Raw genomic sequence first — 21,653 nt, 5'->3', positions numbered from 1 at the left:
ATAAGCGGCGCAGGCCAGGGCGGAGGGCAGGGGGGCGGCAGGCCGCGGGGTGGAGGGTGGTGGACTGAGCGATGCGCTGCACGCCGGCCCTGCGAGGGCGACGACGTGGTTCCGGGCGAGGACTTGTCAGGACGGTGTACGGCGATGAAGTACGAGCGGCAGGCGGCGGGCTGGATGATGTGCTGCTTGCCGGCCCTGCGACGGGCGACGGGGTGGTTCCGGGCGTGGGCTTGTTAGGACGGGGTGCGGGCGATGAGGTATAGGCGGCGGGTGGATTCGGAGCGGGTGGTTAGGGGGCCGCGTAGGTACCACTCGATGTTGACGAGGCCTGCAGACTCGAGGATGTTCACGATTTGGGTCGGGTCGTGGAGGACGTAGTCGAGATCGACCTGGTGGCCTAGGAACTCGTCTACGTGGCGGACCTCTGCGCCGGCGTGGAGGGCGAGGACCAGCCAGCCGCCTGGGTCGAGTGGACGAGTGAGTGCGGCGATCGCGTCGGGGAGCTCTGAGGCGGCGAGGTGGATGAGCGAGTACCACGCAAGGACCGCTGCCCAACCTGAGCTGGTCGGTGGACGACCTAGACGGCGGAGATCGCCGACCTCGAACGTGCGATCCGGGAAGCGCCGCCGTGCCTCGGCCACCATCTCCGGCGAGATGTCTACACCGACGGCGTCCACGCCGTACTCCGCGAGGTACGCCGTGATGTGCCCGGGACCCGAGCCGACCTCGACCACCGGGAGACCGTTGGCCTGGGCAACGACCCGGTCGAGCAGCCATCGCTCGAACGGCAACCCGTCGAGCTCGTCGAGCAGCTCATCCGCGTACGCCGTGGCCACTGCGTCGTACGACGAACGCACCCGGGCGTCACGCGCTTCGGTGCCATCGGCGAGGACCGTGTCGCGGTCCACGGACTCGACCGCGGCGACAGCCTCCTCTTCGGGCACCGGACCGAGGAGGTGAATCCACCGGCGGTCGTGCTGACCGGCGCGGCGCTCGAGCTCGCGCACCAGCGGCTCGGGGCGTGCGGCCATCCGCCGCAGACACGCTTCGACATCGGTGCGGTCGTCGAACTTGTGCAGCCGCTCGGTCCGCGTCCGCAACTCACCCGGCGCCTGCGCGCCGCGCAGCAACAGCACGGTGATCAGCGCGCGCTCGTCCGGCTCGAGCCCGAGCCTCTCGTCGAGGGTCTGGTGGTACTTCAGCGTCCGCCGACCGGTGTCGACCCAAACGATCCGCAGCAGCTCGCGATCCCGCAGCGACCGCGCGACCCGCTCCACCGTCGCTTGGTCGTAGTCGACGACCGGATCCCGATTGCTGGTCTGATTGCACGCCGTCCGCAGCGCGTTAGCGGTGAGCGGGTACGACGCCGGCACGGTCGCCTGCTTCTCCAGCAAGCTCCCCAGCACCCGCTGGTCCTCAGCATCCAGAACAGGAAGGTCACTCACGTGGCTGACCTTAGTTCCCTCCAGGTGCCAGCAAGGAACAACGGGCGGGGTGATCAGCCGGGTTGGTAGGTCTCGGGAAGCGTCAATGGCTCGAAGGCGGTGCCGTTGCAGGCTGAGCAGAGGGCATCCGCCTGGATGCCGGAACCGGCGCACTGGGTGCAGAGGCCGTCATGCCAGGTCTGATCGGTCAGCGAGTGGTGGGGGCGCGGGTAGTGGGTGTCAGGCAGGTAGCACTCGGCGCCGGTGTGGGCGTGCACACGACCGCACAGGTCCTTGCCCAGGCCTCTCGGCTGTTCGTTCACGGTCGGGATCTCCTCAGTGCCTCAGCGCCAGACTGGTCAGCTGGCTTGCATCCAGGGTTGGGTCAGAACGGACTGCGGGTCGGTGGTGGCCGTGAGCACCGGAGTGGTGGACAGTCGCAGGCTGGCCTCCACCTGGCCGTAGAAGGTGTCGACCGCGCGGACCAGGTCGTCGGCCTCGCGGGTGGTGACGGCACGCTCCAGGCCCGCCTCGGCGGCGGCACGCTGGGAGGCGCCGGCGGCGAAGAACGTCGCCCACTCGCCGAACTCCGGCGCGACCTCGGCCAGCAGCACCCAGGCGTTGCGCTGGACCCGGCGGCGGCTGCCCGAGCGGACCGGGCGAGCGCGGACGGCGAGCACCGCGGCCGCGACCCGGAGCGCCGCGACGTGGGCGCTCGAGTAGCGGATCAGGTGGTCGGTGGTCTCCGTGGCCTCGGCCAGTGCGGCGCGGGCACGGGACAGCTCTCGGCTGGCCGCACCGGCAGCTGCCGGCGATACCGGTGAAACAGTCATCGGTCGGTCACCCTCTCCAGTTGCCAACGACCCGAGTCCGGGTCGTGGGCGAGATCGAACAGCTCACGTCGGCCATACCGACCGGAGCCCGCTTCCACCCGGAACACCGTGCGCTCCGGTCCCCAGTCCGCATCCAGCACTCCGACGGCCGCCGGGCTCGCGCCCTCTGCCGGCTGCCCGGAGGAGAGCGTGGCGGCGGCGTGCGAGCGGGGGGTCGCTGCCGCCGCCACGCCGGCCGGGTGGACCCGGGTCGGACGGGTGCTGCGTGCCGCCGAGCAGGCTTCGGCGACCATGGCCGCGTCGATCCGGGCCGGCAACGCTTCGGACTGCGCCGGGCGCGGGGCGCGTGGGTCGTGGATGGTCCCGGGGCCGATGATGCCGCGCTCCCACCAGACGGCGGTCTCGGTCCACTGGGACTTGAGGGCGGTGACCCGCCAGAGGCGACCGCGCCAGAGGAACTGGTCCGGGGTCTCGATGCCGTCCACGAACACCGAGTGCACCTCGACAGCGTCGTCGAACTCCCACATGGCCCATCGCCTCCTCTGTACGCCGCCTGTAATCGATGGCAGTCCCTGTTTCACTGCCGGGTCCGAGGCCCGGCGGGTGAGCCCGGGGTGGGGGTCGAGGTCCACCCCGGTGCCCGGCCCGCCGGGACCACCGGATTCCGATGCGGCCGCAACTCCGCACCGGAGCCGTCCAGCTGTCCGGCTCACCCCGGTCCGGCCTCCCGACGAAACCGGGGCCGAGGTAATCGAACATCTGTTCGAACACTGGAAGCGTATCGTCGCCCGCCGACAATCGTCAACGGCCCGTAATTCCGGCGCGCCGCCACGCGACGCCTCCGGACGCCAGACTGGGAAGCCCGGGACGGAAGGACGAACGATGCGGAGACGGGCAGCGGGAATCACCGCGGCGGCGGTTGCCGTCGTGGTCGCAGCGGTCGCGCTGCCGCTCTTCCAGCCGTGGCGGCTGCTCACCGACAAGGTCGTCGACGAGTCGCTGCCCGGCACTGTTCCGATCTCCACGACTTCATCGTCGACCACGCCACCGACAGTTTCTCCGCGCGCGGCAAAACCGACGCCGGTTGTCAAGCCCCGGCCGAAGGTTCTCCTGACCGGGAAGCTGATCGCTCACGAACACCGGACGTCCGGCACGGTCGCCGTCCTCGCGCTGCCGGACGGCAGCCGGGTGCTGCGGATCGAGAACCTCGACACCTCCGACGGACCCGACCTGAAGGTGTGGCTGAGCGATGCCGAGGTGGTCGCGGGCCGCGCGCGCTGGCATGTCTTCGACGACGGTAACTATCGGAGCCTGGGCAGCCTCAAGGGCAACCATGGCAACCAGAACTATCCGATCCCGGCCGACGTGAAGCTCGGCGACTTCCGCAGCGTGGTGATCTGGTGCGACCGCTTTAACGTGTCGTTCGGCGCGGCCCCGCTCGCATAAGCTCACTGAGGTGAGCAGTCATCCCAATGTGCAGAAGGTTGCCGACGCGCTCGCGGCGGCAGGCGCCACCGGCGAGATCGTGATCCTGGACGAGGCAGTGCCGACGGCGGCCGCCGCGGCGGCCGAGCTCGGCTGCGAGGTCGGCGCGATCGCGAACAGCCTGATTTTCAACGGCGACGGCGCACCGGTTCTCATCCTCACCTCGGGGGCCCACCGCGTGGACACCGCGAAGGTCGCCGCCGAGCTCGGTATCGCCAAGCTGAAGCGGGCCACCCCGGAGTTCGTGAAGGAGCACACAGGTCAGTCGATCGGCGGCGTCGCCCCGGTCGGCCATCCGGGCCGCGTCCCGACGTACGTGGACACCGCTCTGGAGCAGTACGACGTGATCTGGGCCGCGGCCGGGATCCCGCACTCGGTCTTCCCGACGACGTACGGCGAGCTGCTCAAGCTCACCGAGGGGACCCCCGTCACGGTCAACTGAGTACGGCGGGAATCGCCGTACTCGTGAACCGCCGGGCCAGCACGCCCCGGCGGTGCCGCCACCACGGCCACGTCCGAGGCACTGGGCCGTAGCGGCGTGCCCTGATGTCGTCGACCACCGACGTGGGCGCCCCGAGGCCGGGCAGTACGTCGAGCGCGGCGCGCTTGGTGATCAGGTCGCCGGTCGCCAGCGTGACGTGGGCGCGGGCGAGCGTGACCAGGCTGAGGTCGACCCAGATGTCGGCGTACCAGTTGGTCCGCTTGCGCGTCGCCGGGAGCCAGAAGTCCCGCAGGTCGCGGCGGACGAACGCGAACAACTCCTCGTCGGTTGTCGCCGGCAACAGCTCCGCGGGCGCCGGACCGAACAGCGTGCGGTTGCCGATGGCAAGCTCTCGGCGGGTCACCGGCGTCACCGGGCGGTCGAAGTACCGCTCCTGGGCGAACGTCGGATGCCGCACCGACACGTCGGCCAGGTCTGTCATATAGGAGCAATGCAGCTTTTTCGCGAGTGGCGAGTCGCGCATCAGTTGCCGGTGCACATCGGCCACAGCAGCCGGCGGCGGTGACGACGTCACCACGATCACGTCCAGGTCGCTGCGGCCCAACTGGTAGTCCCCCAGTGCCAGTGAGCCGTGCAACCAGACCGCCTCCACGGCGGCGACTTCGCGTACGGACGTGACGAAGCCGTCCAGCACTTGCTGGACGGCTTCGTCGACCACGTGCGACAGACTAGATCGCCGGTCGGACGTCTACGTCGGCAGCCCGTACGTAGGCCATCCGGTGGCCGAACCAGATCTGGTAGTACTTGTCCGTGCCGAGCACCTGGACGTGGTCGGTCGGCGGCTGCCCGTCGAACGTCACGGCCCGGTAGTAGTCGGTCTCGATGTTCAGGTCCCCGACCGGGTACGACTGACCCGCACCGATCGTGTACTGCAGCGGCGTGACCGTCTGGTACGGGATACCGGCCGGGTACGCCGACTGCTCCGGGTACGCACGTCCGTACACCGGCACCGACGTCCTACCGGCCTTCGGCTTCACGACCAGACCGGGCTTGGCGAAGGCATCCGGTGCGTTGACCGGGCTCTTGAACCAGCCCAGTGCACCGAGGTACCAGACGGCCACCCAGTCACCCTGACGCTGTGCCACGACGTACTGCGAACCCGCCGCGGCCCGCGAGCCCATGTCCGAGACGTCAGTGGTGCCGTCGATCCCGCTCGGGTGCAGGCCGATGTCCTTGACCAGCGGGGCGTTGTCGTCCGGCGCCTGGCGCAGGTACACGAAGTTGGTCCCCTGCGGCGTGCACGTGGTGTTCGGAGCGTCGCAGTTGGAGACGACCTGGATGTTGTTCGCGAAGCCCGGCTTGATCGTCACGATCGAACCGGCGCGGACCGGGACACCCTTGTGCCCGAAGATCGGGGCGCCGAGCAGGTCGAAGTAGTGCTCCCAGTCCCAGTACGGTCCCGGGTCCCAGTGCATGCCGGCGACCGTCGACGGGACCGTGCCCGGCACCTGGTCGTGGCCGATGATGTGCGCGCGGTCGAGCGGGATGTTGTTCTTCGCGGCCAGGTACTTCACCAGCTTGGCCGAGTTGCGGTACAGCGACTCGGTGAACCAGGTGGCGCCCTGCGGCGCGAAGCCCTCGTGCTCGATACCGATGCTGTGCATGTTCACGTACCAGTTGCCGGCGTGCCAGGCGACGTCCTTGGCCTTCACGTGCTGCCAGGTGTGCCCGTCGGACGACCGCATGGTGTAGTTCCAGCTCACATACGTCGGGTCCTGCACCAGGTTCAGCACGCCCTGCCAGGTGCCCTCGGTGTCGTGGATGACGATGTAGTCGATCTTGCCGGTCTTCGGCCGGTTGGCGAGGTCGTGGTTGCCGTAGTCACCGGCGGTGCCGAACTCGGAGTACGGCGCCGGCAGCCACTCACAGCCCAGCGTCGGCGGGCACTCCACGTCCGACTTCGACGGCTGTACGCCGGCCGGCAGCGACAGCTTGGCGACCTGCGCCTTGTCCGGCTTGACCGCGACGGCCGGCATCACGATCTGCTGGCCGGTGTTCGTCGTACGCGCGGCACCCTTGGCCATGATCGAGTAGACGTCGTCGGCGAACCCGGCAGCACCGACCTTGTCGCCGGCCTCGGCGTACGACGCCACCGCGCCGTACCACTCGGCCGGTGAGGTGGTCGCGCCGACCGGCAGACCGAGCGACTTCTGGTACGACGCCAGCACCGCGGCGCCGCCGTAGATGTTCGCGGTGACGTCGTTGCGCAGCGAGGACGCGTCCAGCCCGGTCAGCTCGGACGCCTTCTTCAGCGTCTGCAGCGACTCGGCGGTGGCGACCTTCTGCTTGCCGGACAGGTCGGCCACCTCGGACGCACCCAGCGAGGTGAGGTGCATCGGGCCGTAGCCACCTGACGTGCTCGGCGCGCCGGCGTGGTCGTCCCAGCGCGACTCGGCGTACGAGACCGCCAGCAGCACGGACTCCGGTACGCCGTACTTCGCAGCGGCCGCGCTGTACGCCGTGGCGGCGACGGCGGACGGCGCGGGCGCGGATGAGGCCGACAGTGGTGACGCCTCGGCGGGTGGACCTCCCATCGACACGCCGACCAGGGCGGCCGGCAGCGCTACCGCAGCGAGTGCGGCAAGAATCTTCGGACGACGCAGCATGATGTTCTCCTGAACCCCTCGGGCGGGTGCCGGTCACACAGACTGGCAGCCTAGTCACTGTGAGTCGAGGCGACGCGGATGTCAACGGTTAACCAAAACTCACAACCGAGGGTTCGATACTGACGAAAACGTGTGGCGCGATGTACGGCCACTGAGGGTTACGGAGCAGGACATTGGAAGCGCTGCCGTTGGCAGTCACGACTGGCTGGGCCAGTGGCGTGAATGCCTATGTCTGCGTGCTGATTCTCGGTCTGCTGGGCCGGTTCGCCGGCGCCGACGACGTACCGCACGCACTGACCACGACACCGGTGCTGATCGCAGCGGGTGTTCTGTTCGCGTTCGAGTTCGTCGCCGACAAGATCCCGTACGTCGACTCCGCGTGGGACGCGATCTCGACGGTGATCCGGCCGACGATCGGCGCGATCCTGGCCGCGATGTTGTCCGGCCAGGCGAGCACGCTGCACCAGGCGATCATCGCGACCACCGGTGGACTGGTGGCGCTCCTCTCGCACACGGTGAAGGCCAGTCTGCGGCTGGCGATCAACACCTCCCCCGAGCCGGTCACCAACATCGCCGCGTCCTCCGGTGAGGACGTCGCGGTCGCCGGTGTGGTGTCGCTGGCCGCCTTCCATCCCGAGGCCGCGCTGATCATCGCCGGTGTCCTGCTGATCCTCGGACTGATCGGGGTGTACTTCGCGTTCCGGTTCATCCGGCGCGGATATCGCAGGTTCAAAGCGTGGCGCGAGAGACGAACTGCCCCTGCGACCGGGAGCACTGCTGCCTGATGGCGAATGTAATTGTTGTCGGGGCCGGTCTGGCCGGTCTGGCCAGTGCGGTGCGGCTGGCGAAACTGGGCCACCAGGTCACCATCTGTGAGCAGAACGAGCATCTCGGCGGAGTGCTCGGCCGGGTCGAAGCAGACGGCTTCACCTGGGACGCCGGAGCAGCCAGTACGACGCTGCCGGCCGCGCTGCGCGATTTGTTCCGCAAAAGCGGCCGTCCGATCGAGAGTCTGGTCCAGCTCGAACCGGTGACCGAGCCACGCAGGCACATGTTCACCGACGGCTCCGTGCTCGACCTGCCGATCAGCGACCGCGGCTTGCAGGAGGAGGCCTGGACCGACCTCGCGGGTGCGGCCGTGGCCGAGCAGTGGACCGCACTGGTCGACTCGTACGGCGACACGTGGCAGATCCTGCGGAAGACCTCACTCGAGCCACCGCTCGAAGACAAACTGCCGATCAAGACGATCCGGGCCCTCAAGCCGTGGCAGTCGCTGGAGAAGGTCGCCCAGCGCGAGCTGAGCGACGAGCGAGCCCGTGCGGTCCTGCGGCACTTCGCAGCCCAAGGCGGTTCGGACGCCACTCTGACGCCCGGGTATGTCGGCGTGTGGTCCTACTTGGAGCGCACGTTCGGCCGCTGGACGATCGCAGGTGGCTTCGGTGCGCTGGCGGATGCCCTGGTGCAGCGGGCGAGCGAGCGGAAGATCACGGTTCACACCAGCGCAGAGGTGGTCGCGGTGACGACGACCGGCGGCGCAGTGACCGGTGTACGCCTCGCTGACGGCACAGAGCTCCCAGCCGACGTCGTCGTGAGTGACATCGACCCGCGGGTGCTCTACGAGAGCTTCGTGACCGATTCGGCGGCCAAGAAGGTCCGCAAGCGGATCCTCGCGACCCACCAGGCCCAGGCGGCGTACGTCGTCCACCTCGGCCTGAAGGATCCGGTGCCGGAGTTGCCGTTCGAGACCGTGCTGCATGGGACACCGACGGTCGTCGTGCGCACCGGCAGTACGGCGCCCGCCGGTCACCAGGCCTGGTCAGTGCTCGTCCATGGCTATCCCACGGACGACGTACTGGACCTGCTGGTCGCCCGCGGGCTGCCCGTCCGGGACAACGTGGTGTCGCGGCAGACCTCGCCGTCCTGGTGGGCCGGCGTCGCCTGGGAGGGCTACCGGACCGCCCGCCGACGCGCCTCGAACGTGTCACCGGTGAAGGGCCTGTACTGCGTCGGCGCGGGCGCGCACCCGGGCTCCGGCGTGCCCGCGACCACGCTCGGCGCCGCGATTGTGGCCGACGCCATCGGGAAGGCCTGAGGCCGCGGTGGGGTTGGACAGGGGAACAACCTAAGATTGGTTGTTCCTGTGTTCTGTGTCGGGGTGGTGCCCGGCGGTAGAGAGGACCTCGGTGGATCAAACCCCCACATCGGCCGATCACGACAACCTTGACAGCGTGGAGCGGGCGGAGCTGGCGGCTGAGCAGCAACACATCGACCGGGTGTACGGCCGGGTCGAGGAGGCCGCGCGGTCCGCGTCCCGGATCGCGGTCGAGGGTCACCAGCGTGGCCAGGCGCAGAACGTCGGCCGGGTCCGCGAAGAGGAGCAGACCGGCCTGTACGAGCGGGACGTGCTGGTGTTCGCCGCTGCCCGCCGGATCGCCGAGCTCGACGCCGAGCACGAGGGCCTGGTCTTCGGCCGGCTCGACTCCGACCACGGGGACGACGAGCCCCCTGCCGGGACGGCGGCCGACCTGGACAAGCTGTACGTCGGCCGGATCGGCGTCCGCGACGCGGAGTACGAGCCGCTGGTGATCGACTGGCGTGCCCCCGCGGCCGAGCCGTTCTACCGGGCCACGGCGACGGACCGGCAGAAGGTCGTCCGGCGTCGCGTACTGCGGAACAAGGGCCCGCGGATCGTCGGGCTCGAGGACGACCTGCTGGCGCCGGAGCGCGCGCCCGAGGACCTGCCGGTGATGGGTGAGGGCGCGCTGATGGCCTCGCTGTCCCGGGCCCGCGGCCACACGATGCGCGACATCGTCGCCACCATCCAGGCCGAGCAGGACGAGGCGATCCGCGCACCAGCCCGTGGCGTCACCGTCATCGGTGGTGGACCGGGCACGGGTAAAACCGTGGTCGCTCTACACAGGGCGGCGTACCTGCTCTACAGCGACCGCAGACGCTTCGAGCGCGGCGGCGTACTTGTTGTCGGGCCGTCTGCTGCGTTCATGGCGTACATCGAGCGCGTGCTGCCGAGCCTCGGTGAGAACACCGTCTCGCTGCGTGCTGTTGGTGAGCTGGTCGACGGTGTGAAGGCCACTGCGGTCGACGAGGCCGACGTAGCCGCGATCAAGGGCTCTCTGCGGATGCGCGCCATCCTGGCGCGTGCTGCCCGTGACCGGGTGCCGAACGCACCGACCAACCTTCGCGTGTTCCTCGGTGGTGCCACGGTCGAGCTGGACGCCAACCAGCTCGACAACGTACGCCGGAACGCGCTGCGCCGGACTGCTCGCAACAAGGCAGCCAGTGAGGCCCGCAAGGGGTTGATCGCCGCGCTGTGGCAGCGGTTCCCGGAGGACCTGCGCAGCGGGTCACTGGGCGACCGTGAGGCGTTCGGCGATCGTGTGGCCGACACTCCGGCGTTCCGGACGTTCTTCAGCCAGTGGTGGCCGGTGGTGACACCGGAGTCCGTGCTGCGCTGGCTGGGTGACCCACGCCGGCTGCAGCGCTGGGCACGGAACGACCTGACCCCGGCGGAGATCGACGCGCTCGCCAGAGGGATCCGTACGACGGATGAGTTCACCATCGCCGACGTGGCGTTGCTGGACGAGCTGAGCACGTTCCTGGGTCGCCCACCGGTGCAGGAGAACACCGATGAGGAGTTCGACTGGCTGGAGGGGCTGAGCGACGGCGTGAACGAGGTGCTGACCAGCTCCGAGCGCCGCGCCCGGGCCGCTGCCGCCCGGGAGGCGGAGGAGCCGGAGGAGTACGCGCACGTACTGGTGGACGAGGCGCAGGACCTCTCCCCGATGCAGTGGCGGATGGTCACCCGGCGTGGACCGCAGGCCAGCTGGACGATCGTCGGCGACCCGGCGCAGAGCTCCTGGCCGGACCCGGACGAGGCACGCGCCGCGATGGACTCGATGCTCTCGCACCTGCAGCGGCACTCGTTCCGGCTGTCCACCAACTACCGGAACTCGGCCGAGATCTACTCCTTCGCCGGCGAAGTGATCAGGCAGTCCATCCCGGACGCGGACCTGCCCAACGCGGTCCGCAGTACCGGGGTGGAGCCGGAGCACCGGATCTTCGACGAGGGCAAGGTCTCGGAGGCCGCCGCCGATGCGGCCGCCGAGCTGCTCCAGCTGGTCGAGGGCACAGTCGGCGTCATTGTGCCGCCGAAGCTGCGCCCTGCCGTCGACCAGGTGCTCGCCGAGCTGGGCGATCCACGCGTCGTCGCACTCAGCCCACTGGAGTCCAAGGGCCTCGAGTACGACGCGGTCGTGGTCGTCGAGCCGGACCGCATCGTCAGCGACACCCTGGGCGGAGTGCGCGCGCTGTACGTCGTGCTGACCCGGGCGACCCAACGCCTGATCACCATCAACAGCACGACCCGTTGGTTGCCTGCGGCGAGTTAGCCGCGCGGCACGACGTACTGCACGAGGTCGGCCTCGTTGGGGGCGAGGTCCGACCAGCGGCAGGTCAGGTGCAGGATCGCGAGACCTGACGTCGGGTACTTCTGGGTGAGCTCGACACGCTCCGGGCTGGTGCCGTCCAGGGCCAGCTCGTCGGCGAGCCACGGGATCCCGGGCGCGTGCCCGACCACGATCACGGTGCGGGCCTCGGTCGGGGTCTCGTGGATGACGTCGAGGAGTCCGTCGGCATCGGCGCTGTAGATCCGCTTGTCGTACCAGACGTCGGCCGCGGTGACGCCGGCCTCGGCGACGTACTTCCAGGTCTCGCGGGTGCGCTTCGACGGTGAGCACAGGACCAGGTCCGCTTCGATGCCCTGGGCAACGAGATACCGGCCGGCCGCTGCGGCGTCGGCGCGACCGCGGTCCGCGAGCGGGCGGTCGAAGTCGGGCAGATCCGGCCTCGACTCGGGCGGCACCGCCTTCGCGTGCCGAAGCAGGACGAGCGTGCGGTCGATCAACAGGTCCGACGGGTCAGCCATTGCGCAAGGATACGACCGAGCAGCCTCAGCCGTTGGTGGTCAGAGAAGAAAAAGGCTGACTTGTGGGCTGGGAGCTGAGGTTGCGGAACACCTGCCGGGTCGCTGTCGACCTGTTCAGAGTGATGAAGTGAATACCCGGTGCTCCGCCGGCCAGCAGACGTTCGCAGAGCTCGGTCGCGATCTCGATGCCGACCTCGCGAACCGCCGCCGGCTCGTCCTCGACCGCGAGCAGCCGGGAGGTCACTGCCTCGGGCAAGGCCATCCCGGTGAGCTCGGCCATCCGCTGGATCTGCTTGATGTTCGTGACCGGCATGATGCCCGGCAGCACCGGCATGTCGCAGCCGAGCGTGGCGGCGCGGTCGACCAATCGGAAGTAGTCGTCGGCGCCGAAGAACATCTGGGTGATCGCGTAGTCGGCACCGGCCTGCGCCTTGGCGGCGAGCACCTGGGCGTCGGCCTCCAGCGAGGTCGCTTCCGGGTGCTTGTCCGGGAACGCGGCGACACCGACGCTGAAGTCGCCGAGCGAGCGGATCAGCTCGACCAGCTCGACCGCGTGGTTGAGGCCCTCGGGGTGCGCGACCCACGGCTGGTTCGGTCCGCCGGGCGGGTCGCCGCGCAGCGCGAGCATGTTCCGTACGCCGGCTCCGGCGTACGCGCCGATCACCGAACGCAGCTCGTCCCGCGAGTGCGAGACGCAGGTCAGGTGTCCGAGCGGGGTCAGCGACGTGTCCTGGGCGACCCGCTCGGTGACCCGGATCGTGCCGTCCCGCGTGGTCCCGCCGGCGCCGTACGTGATCGACACGAAGGTCGGGCGCAGTTGCTCGATCTCACGGATCGACCGCCACAGGACTTCCTCGGCCTCGGGCGTCTTCGGTGGGAAGAACTCGAACGAGAAGGACCGGTCTCCGGACGCAAGCAGTTCACGGATCGTCGGCGCCCCGCCGGGACGCGTCGAAGGAAGCCCGTTCGCCATGCCGCACAGGTTACCCGCGGTGCTCGCCGGTGTCTGCCCAACGACTACGCTCCGAGATGTGGATGGTGATGTGGATATTCCGGGTGGGATCCAGCAGGCGCTGAGCGGGTTCCTGGACCGGCAGGAGGAGCGGCTGGCGGCGCTCGGGCCGGAGCTGACCGAGCAGGTGCAGGCCGCGCGGGACGCGACCAGCGGCGGCAAGCGGCTGCGTCCGTCCTTCTGTTACTGGGGTTTCCGGGCTGCCGGAGGTGATCCGGCACAGCCGATCCTGACCGCCGCGGCCAGCCTGGAGATGCTCCACGTCAGCGCGCTCGTCCACGACGACGTGATGGATTCCTCCGACGTACGCCGGGGTGCGCCGGCCGCTCATCGCCGGTTCGAGGCGCTGCAGCGGGAGCGGGCCGAGAAGAGCGGCCACGGCGGCGACCCGGTCGGTTTCGGGATCGGCGCGGCGATCCTGCTCGGGGATCTGTGCCTGATCTGGGCCGACGAGCTGCTGCACACCTCCGGGTTCGATGCAGCGGCGCTGGCCCGCGCGGAGCAGTACTTCGACGCCGTACGGGTCGAGGTGACCGCCGGGCAGTACCTCGATCTGCTCGCGCAGGCGAGCGGCGAGTCCGACATGGATCTGGCCTTGCGAGTACTGCGGTACAAGTCCGCGACGTACACGGTCGAGCGGCCGCTCCATGTGGGCGCTGCGCTGGCCGGCGCCGACTCGCGGTTGATCTCGGCGTTGTCGGGCTACGGGTTGCCGCTGGGTGAGGCGTTCCAGTTGCGGGACGATCTGCTCGGAGTCTTCGGTGATCCGGCGGTCACCGGCAAGCCGGCCGGGGACGATCTGCGCGAGGGCAAGCGCACGGTCCTGATCGCCTATGCGATCGATCACGCGTCCGAGGTTCAGCTGTCCGAGTTCGACCGGCTGTTCGGGCGGCCGGATCTGGACGACGACGAGATCCAGCTGCTGCGCGAGATCCTGCAGGACTCCCGCGCCGTACAGGCTTGCGAGGACCTGATCACCAACCGCACCGAAGATGCCCTCTACGCTCTGGACGAGGCGCCGCTCGCCGATGACGCGACCCGGAAAGCCCTGACAGACTTGGCGATCGCGGCGACCTCGCGCTCGGTGTAGCCGTTACTGGTCGGCCATCAGGTTGATCAGCCGCAGCAGGTCGGCGGTCGCCGGAAGGTTGCCGAGGACGATGACCTTGAGGACGGCCCGGTCCTCGTCGTAGATGGTCTCGGCCTTGAGGTTGACCGCCTCGGGCTGGTTGAGGGCGCCGAGGATGTGCGTGGTGATGCGGTCCGCGGTCGCGCGATCGACGGCGTCGATGTGGACGATGCTGGACGCCTCGACGTGCCGGGCGGACCGGTCGACGTCGACCACCGCGGTCGGTGCGCCGGTGAACTTCTCGAGGTCCTCGCGGCTGATGCGGTACTGCTTGCCGATCCGCACGGCCTTGAGCCGGCCGTCGCGGACGTAGTTCCGGATCGTGCGAACGTGCAGCCCCAGCCGATTCGCCACCTGCTCGACCGAGTACAGCTCCTGCGCCATCTCCTTAGACTATGGCAAGTTCCTTAGAATTCCCTATAAATGGCTAGGTAGGGACAGATAGGGTATTTTGAAGCCCATGGTTGAGCTAGCCGGCGTGAAGGTGTTCGTCAGTGACACGGCCGTCGCCACCGAGAGCGACGCCGTGCAGCTCATCGTCGACGCGTACTACGCGCACCAGGCCGAGTGGATCGCGTTCACGCCGGAGCAGCTCGGTGACCAGTTCTTCGAACTGCGGACCGGGCGGGCCGGTGCGATCACGCAGAAGTTCGTCTCGTACCGGATGGGACTTGCGGTGGTCGGCGACATCTCGTCGCGGATCGCGGCGAGCAAACCGCTGGCCGACTGGGTCCGGGAGAGCAACCGCGGCCGCAATCTCTTGTTCGCCGAGGATGTCGACGAACTCACCGAGCGCCTACAGGACCGGCAGTGAGCTCAACAGGTCCGGCGGTTCGGCGCCGGGCTCGTCCTGGATGATGACCCGGAGCTGACCGGAGTTCGTGGTGTCCTCGACGAAGATCTGCAGAGCTACGTCGACGGTGTCGTGGTCGTGCTCGAGCAGGTGCCGTAGACCGCGCCACAGCACGACTTCGGGCTCTCCGGTCGACCGGTCGCTGAGCGAATCGGCCAGCGCGTCCCAGTTGCGACCGAACCAGCGCGGCAGGTCGAAGGCAGTCGCACACAGGTCCAGGAACCCTGTCTTGTCGTGGATCTCGCCGGTGTCGAGCAGAACGAATCCGAACCCGGCGGTGGCGGCATCACGGCGTACCTGGTCGGCGATTGCTCTTGACGGCCAGCGGTAGACGCCTGGACGGAGTCCGGCCGACAGCAGCTCGCGTAGATCGGTCATGAGGTTCCCCCGTCTTCCGCGATGCGGCGGAAGGACTTGTAGTGGTCGTCCGTGTAGTAACGCTCCTGAGCGTTACCGGTCACGATCCGGCGCGCACCGCGGTCCTTCTCGCCTGGCGTCTTCACGGTGTACTCGTGGTAGTAGCCGCGGTCGTGCTTCGGGAGGATCTTCTCCAGATTCCCGAACACCACGCCGTCGCGGCTGTACGGGTAGGGTCCGCCCTGGTCGATCAGCTTCAGCGTGTCCTGTGCCTCCTTCGGCAGGTCGGCCACCGCGACGATCTTGAGACCGCTCTCCAGGTCGACGCCGTTGGAGGCCTTCGTGTCTGCCGCACACCCGAACAGCGATGCCGCCAGGGTGATCACCAGCATGGCGACCACCACGGCCGCGACGATCCGCGCGGCCTTCGGGTTGTTGATCACCGCAGCCTCCGACTGAACTCGGCGGCCGCCTCCCCCGGGTCGTCCGCGTCGGTGATCGCACGGACGACGACCACTCGCGTCGCGCCCGCTTCCAGTACGTCGTCCAGCCGCTCGAGGTCGATCCCGCCGATCGCGAACCACGGCTTCGACTGACGGCGACCAGCGGCGTACGACACCAACTCCAGCCCGGCGGCCTGCCGTCCCGGCTTGGTCGGCGTCGCCCACGTCGGCCCGACACAGAAGTAGTCCGACCCCTCCTCGGCCACCGCAGCGTTCACCTGGCTGAACGTGTGCGTCGAGCGCCCGATGATCGGCCCGGGTCCCGTGATCGCCCGAGCGGCGTGCACCGGCAGATCCCGCTGCCCGAGGTGCAGTACGTCGGCTCCCGCCGCGAAGGCGATATCAGCGCGGTCGTTGACTGCCAGCAGCTTGCCGTGCCGCTTGCACGCGTCGGCGAACACCTCCAGCGCAGCCAACTCGTCGGCAGCCTCCATCTCCTTCTGCCGGAGCTGCACGATGTCCACGCCACCGGCCAGGGCCGCGTCGAGGAACTGCTCGAGGTCACCTTGCTTCTCGCGGGCATCCGTACACAGGTAAAGGCGGGCGTCGTCGAGTCGTTCGGTGTGGTCAGTCACACCCCAAAGCCTGCCATGTCTGTTCGGTCGTAGGCTCTGGGGCATGCCTGAGCTGACGTCGGATGTCGTGGTGATCGGCGCCGGGCTGATCGGCCTGGCGACCGCTTGGCGGCTGGCCGCCGACGGTATTCAGGTGGTTGTTTGCGACCCGACACCGGGCGCTCAGACCTCCAACGTCGCGGCCGGCATGCTCGCACCGGTCACCGAGGTCGAGTTCGGCGAGGACGATCTGCTCGCGCTCAACCTGGCATCCGTGAACGCCTGGCCCGCATTCGCCGAGGAACTGGAAGAACTGACCGGACAGCCCGCCGGCCTGCACCGGACCGGCACACTGTCGGTCGCGTATGACGTCGACGACGCAGCAGTGCTCCGCAGGCTCGCCGACTACCAGCGTCGGCTCGGACTCGAGGTAGAAGAGCTGTCCGGCCGCGACGCCCGCCGTCGCGAACCACTACTCGCTACAGGCGTCTCCGGCGGCGTATGGGTCCCCGGTGACCACTCCGTCGACAACAGGCAGGCCGTCGCCACTCTCCTGCGCGCCGTCGACCTCTCCGGCGTTCAACTCATCCGCCAACGCGTCGCTCGCGTCATCACGTCCGGTACGACGGCCGTCGGCGTACTGCTGGAGAACGGCGACACCGTGCACGCCGGTCACGTGATCGCTGCGACCGGACCGTGGTCGTCGCAGCTGGACGGCGTACCCGACGAGCTCCGTCCACCGGTGCGACCGGTGAAGGGTGAGGTACTGCGGCTGCGAGTGCCCGAGGCCTACCGTCCTGCGCTGCGGCACACCGTCCGGGCGACCGCGCGTGGCTTCTCGGTCTACCTGGTGCCGCGGCCCGGTGGCGAGCTCGTCGTCGGCGCGACCACCACCGAGCTCGGCTACGACACCCGCGTCTTGGCGGGTGGCGTGTTCGCACTGCTGCGCGACGCCCGAACCGTTCTGCCGATCATCGACGAGCTCGAACTGGTCGAGGCGATCGCCGGTCTCCGTCCGGCGACTCCCGACAACGCACCGATCCTCGGACCGTCCGGCCTGGATCGGTTGCTTTGGGCAACGGGCCACTACCGCAACGGCGTGCTGCTGACGCCGGTCACCGCGCAGGTGCTGGCCGAGACGGTCCGCACCGGAACGCTGCCGGATCTCGCGAAACCCTTCCTCGCCGGCCGGTTCGGGCACTGACTCACAGTTGCCTGCAGCAACCGGATGCTTGTGAACCACAACAATGTAGTTCAGCCTTGAATTGTAAACATTGCATTACAGGCGTAACACGTACCCCATGGCCCCCTGTTGTCACATCTGTACCAGCGCTTACGGTCAACAGGACGTCACACGGGGAGATGGTTGCCATGCACAAGGTCTTACGGGTGCTGAGCGGGCTCGCCGTACCGGTCCTGACCGCGGCGGTGATCACCGCCGGCTCACCCGGCTTCGGCGCGTACAAGGTGAAACAGGGTGACACCCTGAGCCACATCGCCGGCCGCTACGGCACGTCGGTCAAGACGCTGGTCGCCCTGAACAAGCTGCCCGGTAACGGCAACGCGATCTACGCGGGCGAGGTCCTGAAGGTCCCTGCCAAAGGCTCGACCACGCGGACAGCTGAGCCGGCGAGGCGCTCCCAGCTCGGGCGGGTGACGTACGTCGTCAAGCGCGGCGACACCGTCTCGAAGATCGCGAAGCGGTTCAAGTGCTCCCAGGCCAACCTGCTCGCCGCGAACGGGCTGCGCGCCAGCGACCACATCTACGCCGGCAAGCCGCTGCAGATCCCGGTCAAGCTCCACCCCAAGAAGCCGCCGAAGAAGGCGCGCACCGACAACACGTTCGCCGGCCGCACGTACGCCGACCACATCGTCGCGCAGGCCAACCGCAACCGGGCCATCCTGAAGAAGCGCAAGCTGCCGACCCGGACGCAGATGCGGTCACTGATCGTGACGACCTCGAAGCGATACGGCGTGGACCCGCAACTCGCGCTCGCGGTGAGCTGGCAGGAGTCCGGCTGGAAGCAGCGCGTCGTCTCCCCCGCCAACGCCGTCGGCGCGATGCAGGTGATCCCGTCGACCGGCACGTTCGCCTCGAGCATCGTCGGCCGCAGGCTCGACCTGCTCAAGCCGCAGGACAACGTCACCGCCGGAGTCGTGCTCCTGAGCCGGCTGACCGGAGCGGCCCGCCTCGACCTCGCGGTCGCCGGGTACTACCAGGGCCTGGGCGGCGTGAAGAAGAACGGGGTGTATCCGGACACCAAGCTGTACGTCCAGAATGTGCTCCGGATCAAGGCTCAGCTCGAACGCGGGTGGGACCCGCTGCGGTAAGGGGGTGTCTTGGAACTGTCCGCCGTCGCGAGCAGGTGCTCGGCGGAGTGCAGCGCAAGGCGGAGGACGAGGCACGGAGTGGGGTTCTCCGTGCCTCGTCCTCCAACGCGGCGATGTGCCCGCCGAGCGGCGCGCAGTAGGCGGACAGTTCCAAGACACCCCCTCAGCCTGGCCCAGTCACGCTGAGCCGTTATCTACACTCTCTGAGCAGAACGTTTGGAGAGGCGGCTCACCGCAAGTGACGGACGACGTGGACACGCAGGTCAGCGATCGCCTCGTCGGGCGACTGCTCGACGGCCGGTACCGCGTGGACGCGCGTGTCGCGAAGGGCGGTATGGCGACCGTCTACCGGGCCCTCGACACCCGCCTGGACCGCACCGTCGCGCTCAAGGTGATGCACGACGGACTCGGTGACGACGCCCAGTTCGCCCGCCGGTTCGTGGCCGAGGCCCGGGCCGCCGCCCGCCTCTCGAACCAGAACGTGGTCGCGGTCTTCGACCAGGGTGACGACAACGGCACGCTGTTCCTGGCGATGGAGTATGTGCCGGGCCGCACGCTGCGTGACGTCATCCGCGAGCAGGCGCCGCTGCCCCCCGCCCGCGCGCTCGACCTGCTCACCCCGGTCCTGTCCGCACTGTCGGCCGCTCACGACGCCGGCATCGTGCACCGCGACATCAAGCCCGAGAACGTGCTGATATCCGACAAGGGCGTTGTGAAGGTCGCCGACTTCGGTCTGGCCCGTGCGGTCAGCGCCAGCGGGAACACCGCGACGCAAGGCCTCCTGATGGGCACAGTGTCGTATCTGGCGCCAGAACTGGTCACCGACGGCAGTGCGGACGCCCGCTCGGACGTGTACTCCGCCGGCATCCTCTTGTACGAGTTGCTCACCGGCAACAAGCCCCACTCCGGCGACACCCCGATCCAGGTCGCGTACGCGCACGTCCACGCGGACGTACCTGCTCCGTCGCTCGAGGTGCCGAGCATCCCGCCGTACGTCGATGCGCTCGTGCAGCGGGCGACTGCGAGGGACCGGGACCTGCGGCCGACCGACGCGCGGGTGTTCAGCCGGCAGGTGCACCGCGTGCGCAGTGCGCTCGAGGAAGGGCTTCCGGACGACCCGGAGCTGACCGGTGACCTGACAGTGCCGATCCAGCAGATCCGGCAGGACAGCGGGTACGACGACGGCTACACGCGCGGAGACGCACTGCTGGAGGTCGAACCGCTCCGCCACGACACCATCGTCGTACCGGTGGATCGTGGTCGCCCGACCGGCGCTCCGGCCAAGTCACCAGCCGCACCCCCGGAGCAGCGGCGCCGCAGTCGCGGCCCGATCGCTTTGATCGTCATCCTGGCCGCGGCGATCGCTATCGGCACCGCAGCCTGGTACTACGGCATCCACCGTTACACCACCACGCCCAACCTGGTGAGCATGATGCCCGCTGTCGCCGAAGCGGAAGCGGCGAAGTCAGGCCTGCATACGAGTCTGAGCAATCAGGACTACTCCGAGGACGTGCCCAACGGAGCCGTGATGCGGACCGACCCCGCGGCGGGCGATCGGATCCGCAAGAACGGTGATATCGGTCTCACCGTGTCGAAGGGTCCGGAACGCTACCGAGTGCCACAACTCGTCGGTCTGCAACTGGACGCCGCCCAGCAGGCCCTGTCCCCGATCAAACTGATCACCGGGCAGATCAAGGAGCAGTACAGCGAGACCGTGCCGCAGGGCCGGGTGATAGCGATCAGCCCGCGGTTCAACACGGTCGTGAAGCCGGGCACCGCGGTCAACTTCGCGGTCAGCAAGGGCAAACGGCCGATCACCGTGCCCGACTGGACCGGCAAGTCCTACCACGACGCGAGCAAGGCGCTCCGCAAGCTCGGCTTCACCGTCGGCCGCACCACGCAGTACGACGAGAAGGTCGCCGAGGGCAACGTGATCAGCCAGACCCCGAACAGCGGCACGTTGTTCGCCAAGGACAAGGTCACGATGGTGGTCTCGCTCGGGCCGCCGCTGGTCGACGTACCGGACGTCAAGCGGAAGACCACCGCGGACGCGCAGAAGATCCTCACCGATGCCGGCTTCAAGGTGACGGTGCAGAAGGCGCCGTTCAACCTCGGGCTGAACATCGTCGCCGCACAGAGCCCGGGCGCCGGCAAGAAGGCGCAACCGGGCAGCACGGTCATCATCACAGTGCTCTAGGCCGTTTTGCCTTCTGCTGAAGGCGTCTGATGTGATGTGCGGCGTGAACCACCCCCGGATCGCTGTCCTCGCCCTGCTCGCGGTCGCGGCGGCCTGGGGGTCGACGTTCTTCCTGACCAAGGACCTGCTCACCAGGATGGACGTCGCCGACTACCTGGCGTTGCGATTCCTGATCGCCTCGGTCGCGCTGGTGCTGATCCATCCGCCCGCGATCTCGAAGCTGAGCCGCCTTGACCGCGGCCGGGCCGTTGCCCTCGGCATCACGTACGGCATCGCCCAGCTCGTCCAGACCGAGGGCCTGCGGCACACCTCGGCGAGCGTCTCCGGCTTCGTCACCGGCATGTACGTCGTCTTCACCCCGCTGCTCGGCGCGGTCATCCTCCGCCACAAGATCGGTCGCTGGGCCTGGTTCGCCGTGATCCTCGCCACGGTCGGCCTCGGCGTACTGTCGCTGCGCGGCTTCACGCTGGGCACCGGCGAGCTGCTGACGCTGGCCTCTGCCGGGCTCTATGCACTACACATCATCGGGCTGGGTGCGTGGTCGACACCGAAGAACGCGTTCGGCCTGTCGACTCTGCAGATGATCGTCATCACGTGCGTCTGCGGGATCGGCGCGCTGCCAGGCGGGTTCTCGGTGCCGAGTTCCGGCCGGGACTGGGTCGCAGTGATCTACATGGCGCTGGTGGCCGGAGCGCTCGCGCTGATCGTGCAGACGTGGGCGCAGGCACACCTGACTCCCACGCGGGCAGCGATTGCGATGACAATGGAGCCAGTGTTCGCCTCGACGTTCGCAGTACTGTTCGGCTCCGACAGCCTCACGTGGCGGATGCTGGTCGGTGGAGCGTTGGTGGTGTCGGCGATGTACCTGGTCGAGCTGGCGCCGCGGCGTAAGTTCGAGGCGGAAGTGCAGCACCTGGCTCAATAG

At 68.7% G+C, this 21,653-nt stretch carries 23 protein-coding genes; 11 read left to right on the top strand and 12 right to left on the bottom strand.

The window, feature by feature from the left end:
• Positions 1-233: 233 nt before the first annotated feature.
• The 4 genes from AB0J62_RS11110 to AB0J62_RS11095 are packed head-to-tail and all read right to left on the bottom strand — an operon-like array spanning position 234 to position 2,784.
• Positions 234-1,445 carry a DUF480 domain-containing protein gene (locus AB0J62_RS11110; RefSeq protein WP_363867382.1) on the bottom strand — a complete coding sequence of 404 codons (1,212 nt, stop codon included), beginning with the start codon at positions 1,443-1,445 and terminating at the stop codon, positions 234-236.
• 53 nt (positions 1,446-1,498) lie between these two features.
• Complete coding sequence (locus tag AB0J62_RS11105; protein ID WP_134098268.1) at positions 1,499-1,747, bottom strand: hypothetical protein; 249 nt, start codon at positions 1,745-1,747, stop codon at positions 1,499-1,501.
• A gap of 36 nt (positions 1,748-1,783) precedes the next feature.
• Positions 1,784-2,257, bottom strand: a complete 474-nt coding sequence (locus tag AB0J62_RS11100) for an SAV_6107 family HEPN domain-containing protein (protein WP_134098266.1) — start codon at positions 2,255-2,257, stop codon at positions 1,784-1,786.
• Positions 2,254-2,784 (bottom strand): DUF6504 family protein, encoded by a 531-nt coding sequence (locus AB0J62_RS11095; RefSeq protein ID WP_363867377.1) that lies wholly within the window; start codon positions 2,782-2,784, stop codon positions 2,254-2,256. The genes AB0J62_RS11100 and AB0J62_RS11095 overlap by 4 nt, the downstream gene beginning before the upstream one ends.
• A 355-nt stretch (positions 2,785-3,139) precedes the next feature.
• On the opposite strand from AB0J62_RS11095, the gene AB0J62_RS11090 reads away from it, so the two are divergent.
• Together AB0J62_RS11090 and AB0J62_RS11085 are read left to right on the top strand one after the other, a co-directional pair.
• Positions 3,140-3,703, top strand: coding sequence for a DM13 domain-containing protein (locus tag AB0J62_RS11090; RefSeq protein WP_363867374.1), 564 nt, complete (start codon positions 3,140-3,142; stop codon positions 3,701-3,703).
• Positions 3,704-3,713: 10 nt separating this feature from the next.
• The gene (locus tag AB0J62_RS11085) at positions 3,714-4,184 is read left to right on the top strand and encodes a YbaK/EbsC family protein (protein ID WP_363867371.1); all 471 of its coding nucleotides are present in this window, start codon (positions 3,714-3,716) and stop codon (positions 4,182-4,184) included.
• Here AB0J62_RS11085 and AB0J62_RS11080 read toward each other — a convergent pair.
• A complete protein-coding gene (locus tag AB0J62_RS11080; protein ID WP_363867368.1) occupies positions 4,177-4,902 on the bottom strand; it encodes a nucleotidyltransferase domain-containing protein in 726 nt (241 codons plus the stop codon). The two genes, AB0J62_RS11085 and AB0J62_RS11080, sit on opposite strands and share 8 nt — an antisense overlap.
• 10 nt (positions 4,903-4,912) lie before the next feature.
• Positions 4,913-6,850 (bottom strand): N-acetylmuramoyl-L-alanine amidase, encoded by a 1,938-nt coding sequence (locus AB0J62_RS11075; RefSeq protein ID WP_363867365.1) that lies wholly within the window; start codon positions 6,848-6,850, stop codon positions 4,913-4,915.
• Positions 6,851-7,038: 188 nt separating this feature from the next.
• On the opposite strand from AB0J62_RS11075, the gene AB0J62_RS11070 reads away from it, so the two are divergent.
• From AB0J62_RS11070 to AB0J62_RS11060, 3 genes are all read left to right on the top strand, one after another.
• Complete coding sequence (locus tag AB0J62_RS11070) at positions 7,039-7,635, top strand: DUF4126 domain-containing protein (RefSeq protein WP_363867362.1); 597 nt, start codon at positions 7,039-7,041, stop codon at positions 7,633-7,635.
• Positions 7,635-8,942 carry an NAD(P)/FAD-dependent oxidoreductase gene (locus AB0J62_RS11065; protein ID WP_363867359.1) on the top strand — a complete coding sequence of 436 codons (1,308 nt, stop codon included), beginning with the start codon at positions 7,635-7,637 and terminating at the stop codon, positions 8,940-8,942. The genes AB0J62_RS11070 and AB0J62_RS11065 overlap by 1 nt, the downstream gene beginning before the upstream one ends.
• 136 nt (positions 8,943-9,078) lie before the next feature.
• Positions 9,079-11,256: a UvrD-helicase domain-containing protein gene (locus AB0J62_RS11060; RefSeq protein ID WP_363867356.1), complete on the top strand. Its 2,178-nt coding sequence runs from the start codon at positions 9,079-9,081 to the stop codon at positions 11,254-11,256.
• Here AB0J62_RS11060 and AB0J62_RS11055 read toward each other — a convergent pair.
• Together AB0J62_RS11055 and metF are read right to left on the bottom strand one after the other, a co-directional pair.
• A complete protein-coding gene (locus AB0J62_RS11055) occupies positions 11,253-11,792 on the bottom strand; it encodes a histidine phosphatase family protein (RefSeq protein WP_363867353.1) in 540 nt (179 codons plus the stop codon). The genes AB0J62_RS11060 and AB0J62_RS11055 overlap by 4 nt on opposite strands.
• A gap of 25 nt (positions 11,793-11,817) precedes the next feature.
• On the bottom strand, positions 11,818-12,765 hold the full coding sequence (gene metF / locus AB0J62_RS11050) for a methylenetetrahydrofolate reductase [NAD(P)H] (protein ID WP_363867350.1): 948 nt from the start codon (positions 12,763-12,765) through the stop codon (positions 11,818-11,820).
• Positions 12,766-12,823: 58 nt separating this feature from the next.
• Here metF and AB0J62_RS11045 point away from each other — a divergent pair, with 58 nt between their 5' ends.
• On the top strand, positions 12,824-13,894 hold the full coding sequence (locus tag AB0J62_RS11045; protein ID WP_363867347.1) for a polyprenyl synthetase family protein: 1,071 nt from the start codon (positions 12,824-12,826) through the stop codon (positions 13,892-13,894).
• A gap of 3 nt (positions 13,895-13,897) precedes the next feature.
• Here the strand turns inward: AB0J62_RS11045 and AB0J62_RS11040 are convergent, their stop codons facing one another.
• The gene (locus AB0J62_RS11040) at positions 13,898-14,317 is read right to left on the bottom strand and encodes a helix-turn-helix domain-containing protein (RefSeq protein ID WP_363867344.1); all 420 of its coding nucleotides are present in this window, start codon (positions 14,315-14,317) and stop codon (positions 13,898-13,900) included.
• A gap of 76 nt (positions 14,318-14,393) precedes the next feature.
• Between AB0J62_RS11040 and AB0J62_RS11035 the strand changes: the two genes are divergently transcribed.
• Positions 14,394-14,747, top strand: coding sequence for a DUF4180 domain-containing protein (locus AB0J62_RS11035; protein ID WP_363867341.1), 354 nt, complete (start codon positions 14,394-14,396; stop codon positions 14,745-14,747).
• On the opposite strand, the gene AB0J62_RS11030 is transcribed toward AB0J62_RS11035, so the two are convergent.
• The 3 genes from AB0J62_RS11030 to thiE are packed head-to-tail and all read right to left on the bottom strand — an operon-like array spanning position 14,730 to position 16,221.
• The gene (locus AB0J62_RS11030) at positions 14,730-15,164 is read right to left on the bottom strand and encodes a barstar family protein (protein WP_363867338.1); all 435 of its coding nucleotides are present in this window, start codon (positions 15,162-15,164) and stop codon (positions 14,730-14,732) included. The two genes, AB0J62_RS11035 and AB0J62_RS11030, sit on opposite strands and share 18 nt — an antisense overlap.
• The gene (locus tag AB0J62_RS11025) at positions 15,161-15,586 is read right to left on the bottom strand and encodes a ribonuclease (protein ID WP_363867335.1); all 426 of its coding nucleotides are present in this window, start codon (positions 15,584-15,586) and stop codon (positions 15,161-15,163) included. Before AB0J62_RS11025 ends, AB0J62_RS11030 begins: the two co-directional genes overlap by 4 nt.
• On the bottom strand, positions 15,583-16,221 hold the full coding sequence (gene thiE, locus AB0J62_RS11020) for a thiamine phosphate synthase (protein WP_363867332.1): 639 nt from the start codon (positions 16,219-16,221) through the stop codon (positions 15,583-15,585). The genes AB0J62_RS11025 and thiE overlap by 4 nt, the downstream gene beginning before the upstream one ends.
• 43 nt (positions 16,222-16,264) lie before the next feature.
• On the opposite strand from thiE, the gene thiO reads away from it, so the two are divergent.
• The 4 genes from thiO (at position 16,265) to AB0J62_RS11000 (ending at position 21,653) form a co-directional block, all read left to right on the top strand.
• Positions 16,265-17,404: a glycine oxidase ThiO gene (gene thiO / locus AB0J62_RS11015; protein ID WP_363867329.1), complete on the top strand. Its 1,140-nt coding sequence runs from the start codon at positions 16,265-16,267 to the stop codon at positions 17,402-17,404.
• A gap of 167 nt (positions 17,405-17,571) precedes the next feature.
• Positions 17,572-18,531, top strand: coding sequence for a LysM peptidoglycan-binding domain-containing protein (locus AB0J62_RS11010; protein ID WP_363867326.1), 960 nt, complete (start codon positions 17,572-17,574; stop codon positions 18,529-18,531).
• A 238-nt stretch (positions 18,532-18,769) separates the two neighbouring features.
• A complete protein-coding gene (pknB, locus tag AB0J62_RS11005) occupies positions 18,770-20,728 on the top strand; it encodes a Stk1 family PASTA domain-containing Ser/Thr kinase (protein WP_363867323.1) in 1,959 nt (652 codons plus the stop codon).
• 43 nt (positions 20,729-20,771) lie between these two features.
• The gene (locus AB0J62_RS11000) at positions 20,772-21,653 is read left to right on the top strand and encodes a DMT family transporter (RefSeq protein WP_363867320.1); all 882 of its coding nucleotides are present in this window, start codon (positions 20,772-20,774) and stop codon (positions 21,651-21,653) included.

The sequence above is a fragment of the Kribbella sp. NPDC049584 genome (assembly GCF_040675555.1).
Taxonomy (GTDB): Bacteria; Actinomycetota; Actinomycetes; order Propionibacteriales; family Kribbellaceae; genus Kribbella.
The sequence above is the reverse complement of the archived record's forward strand: the minus strand, read 5'-3'. Positions and strand labels throughout refer to the sequence as shown.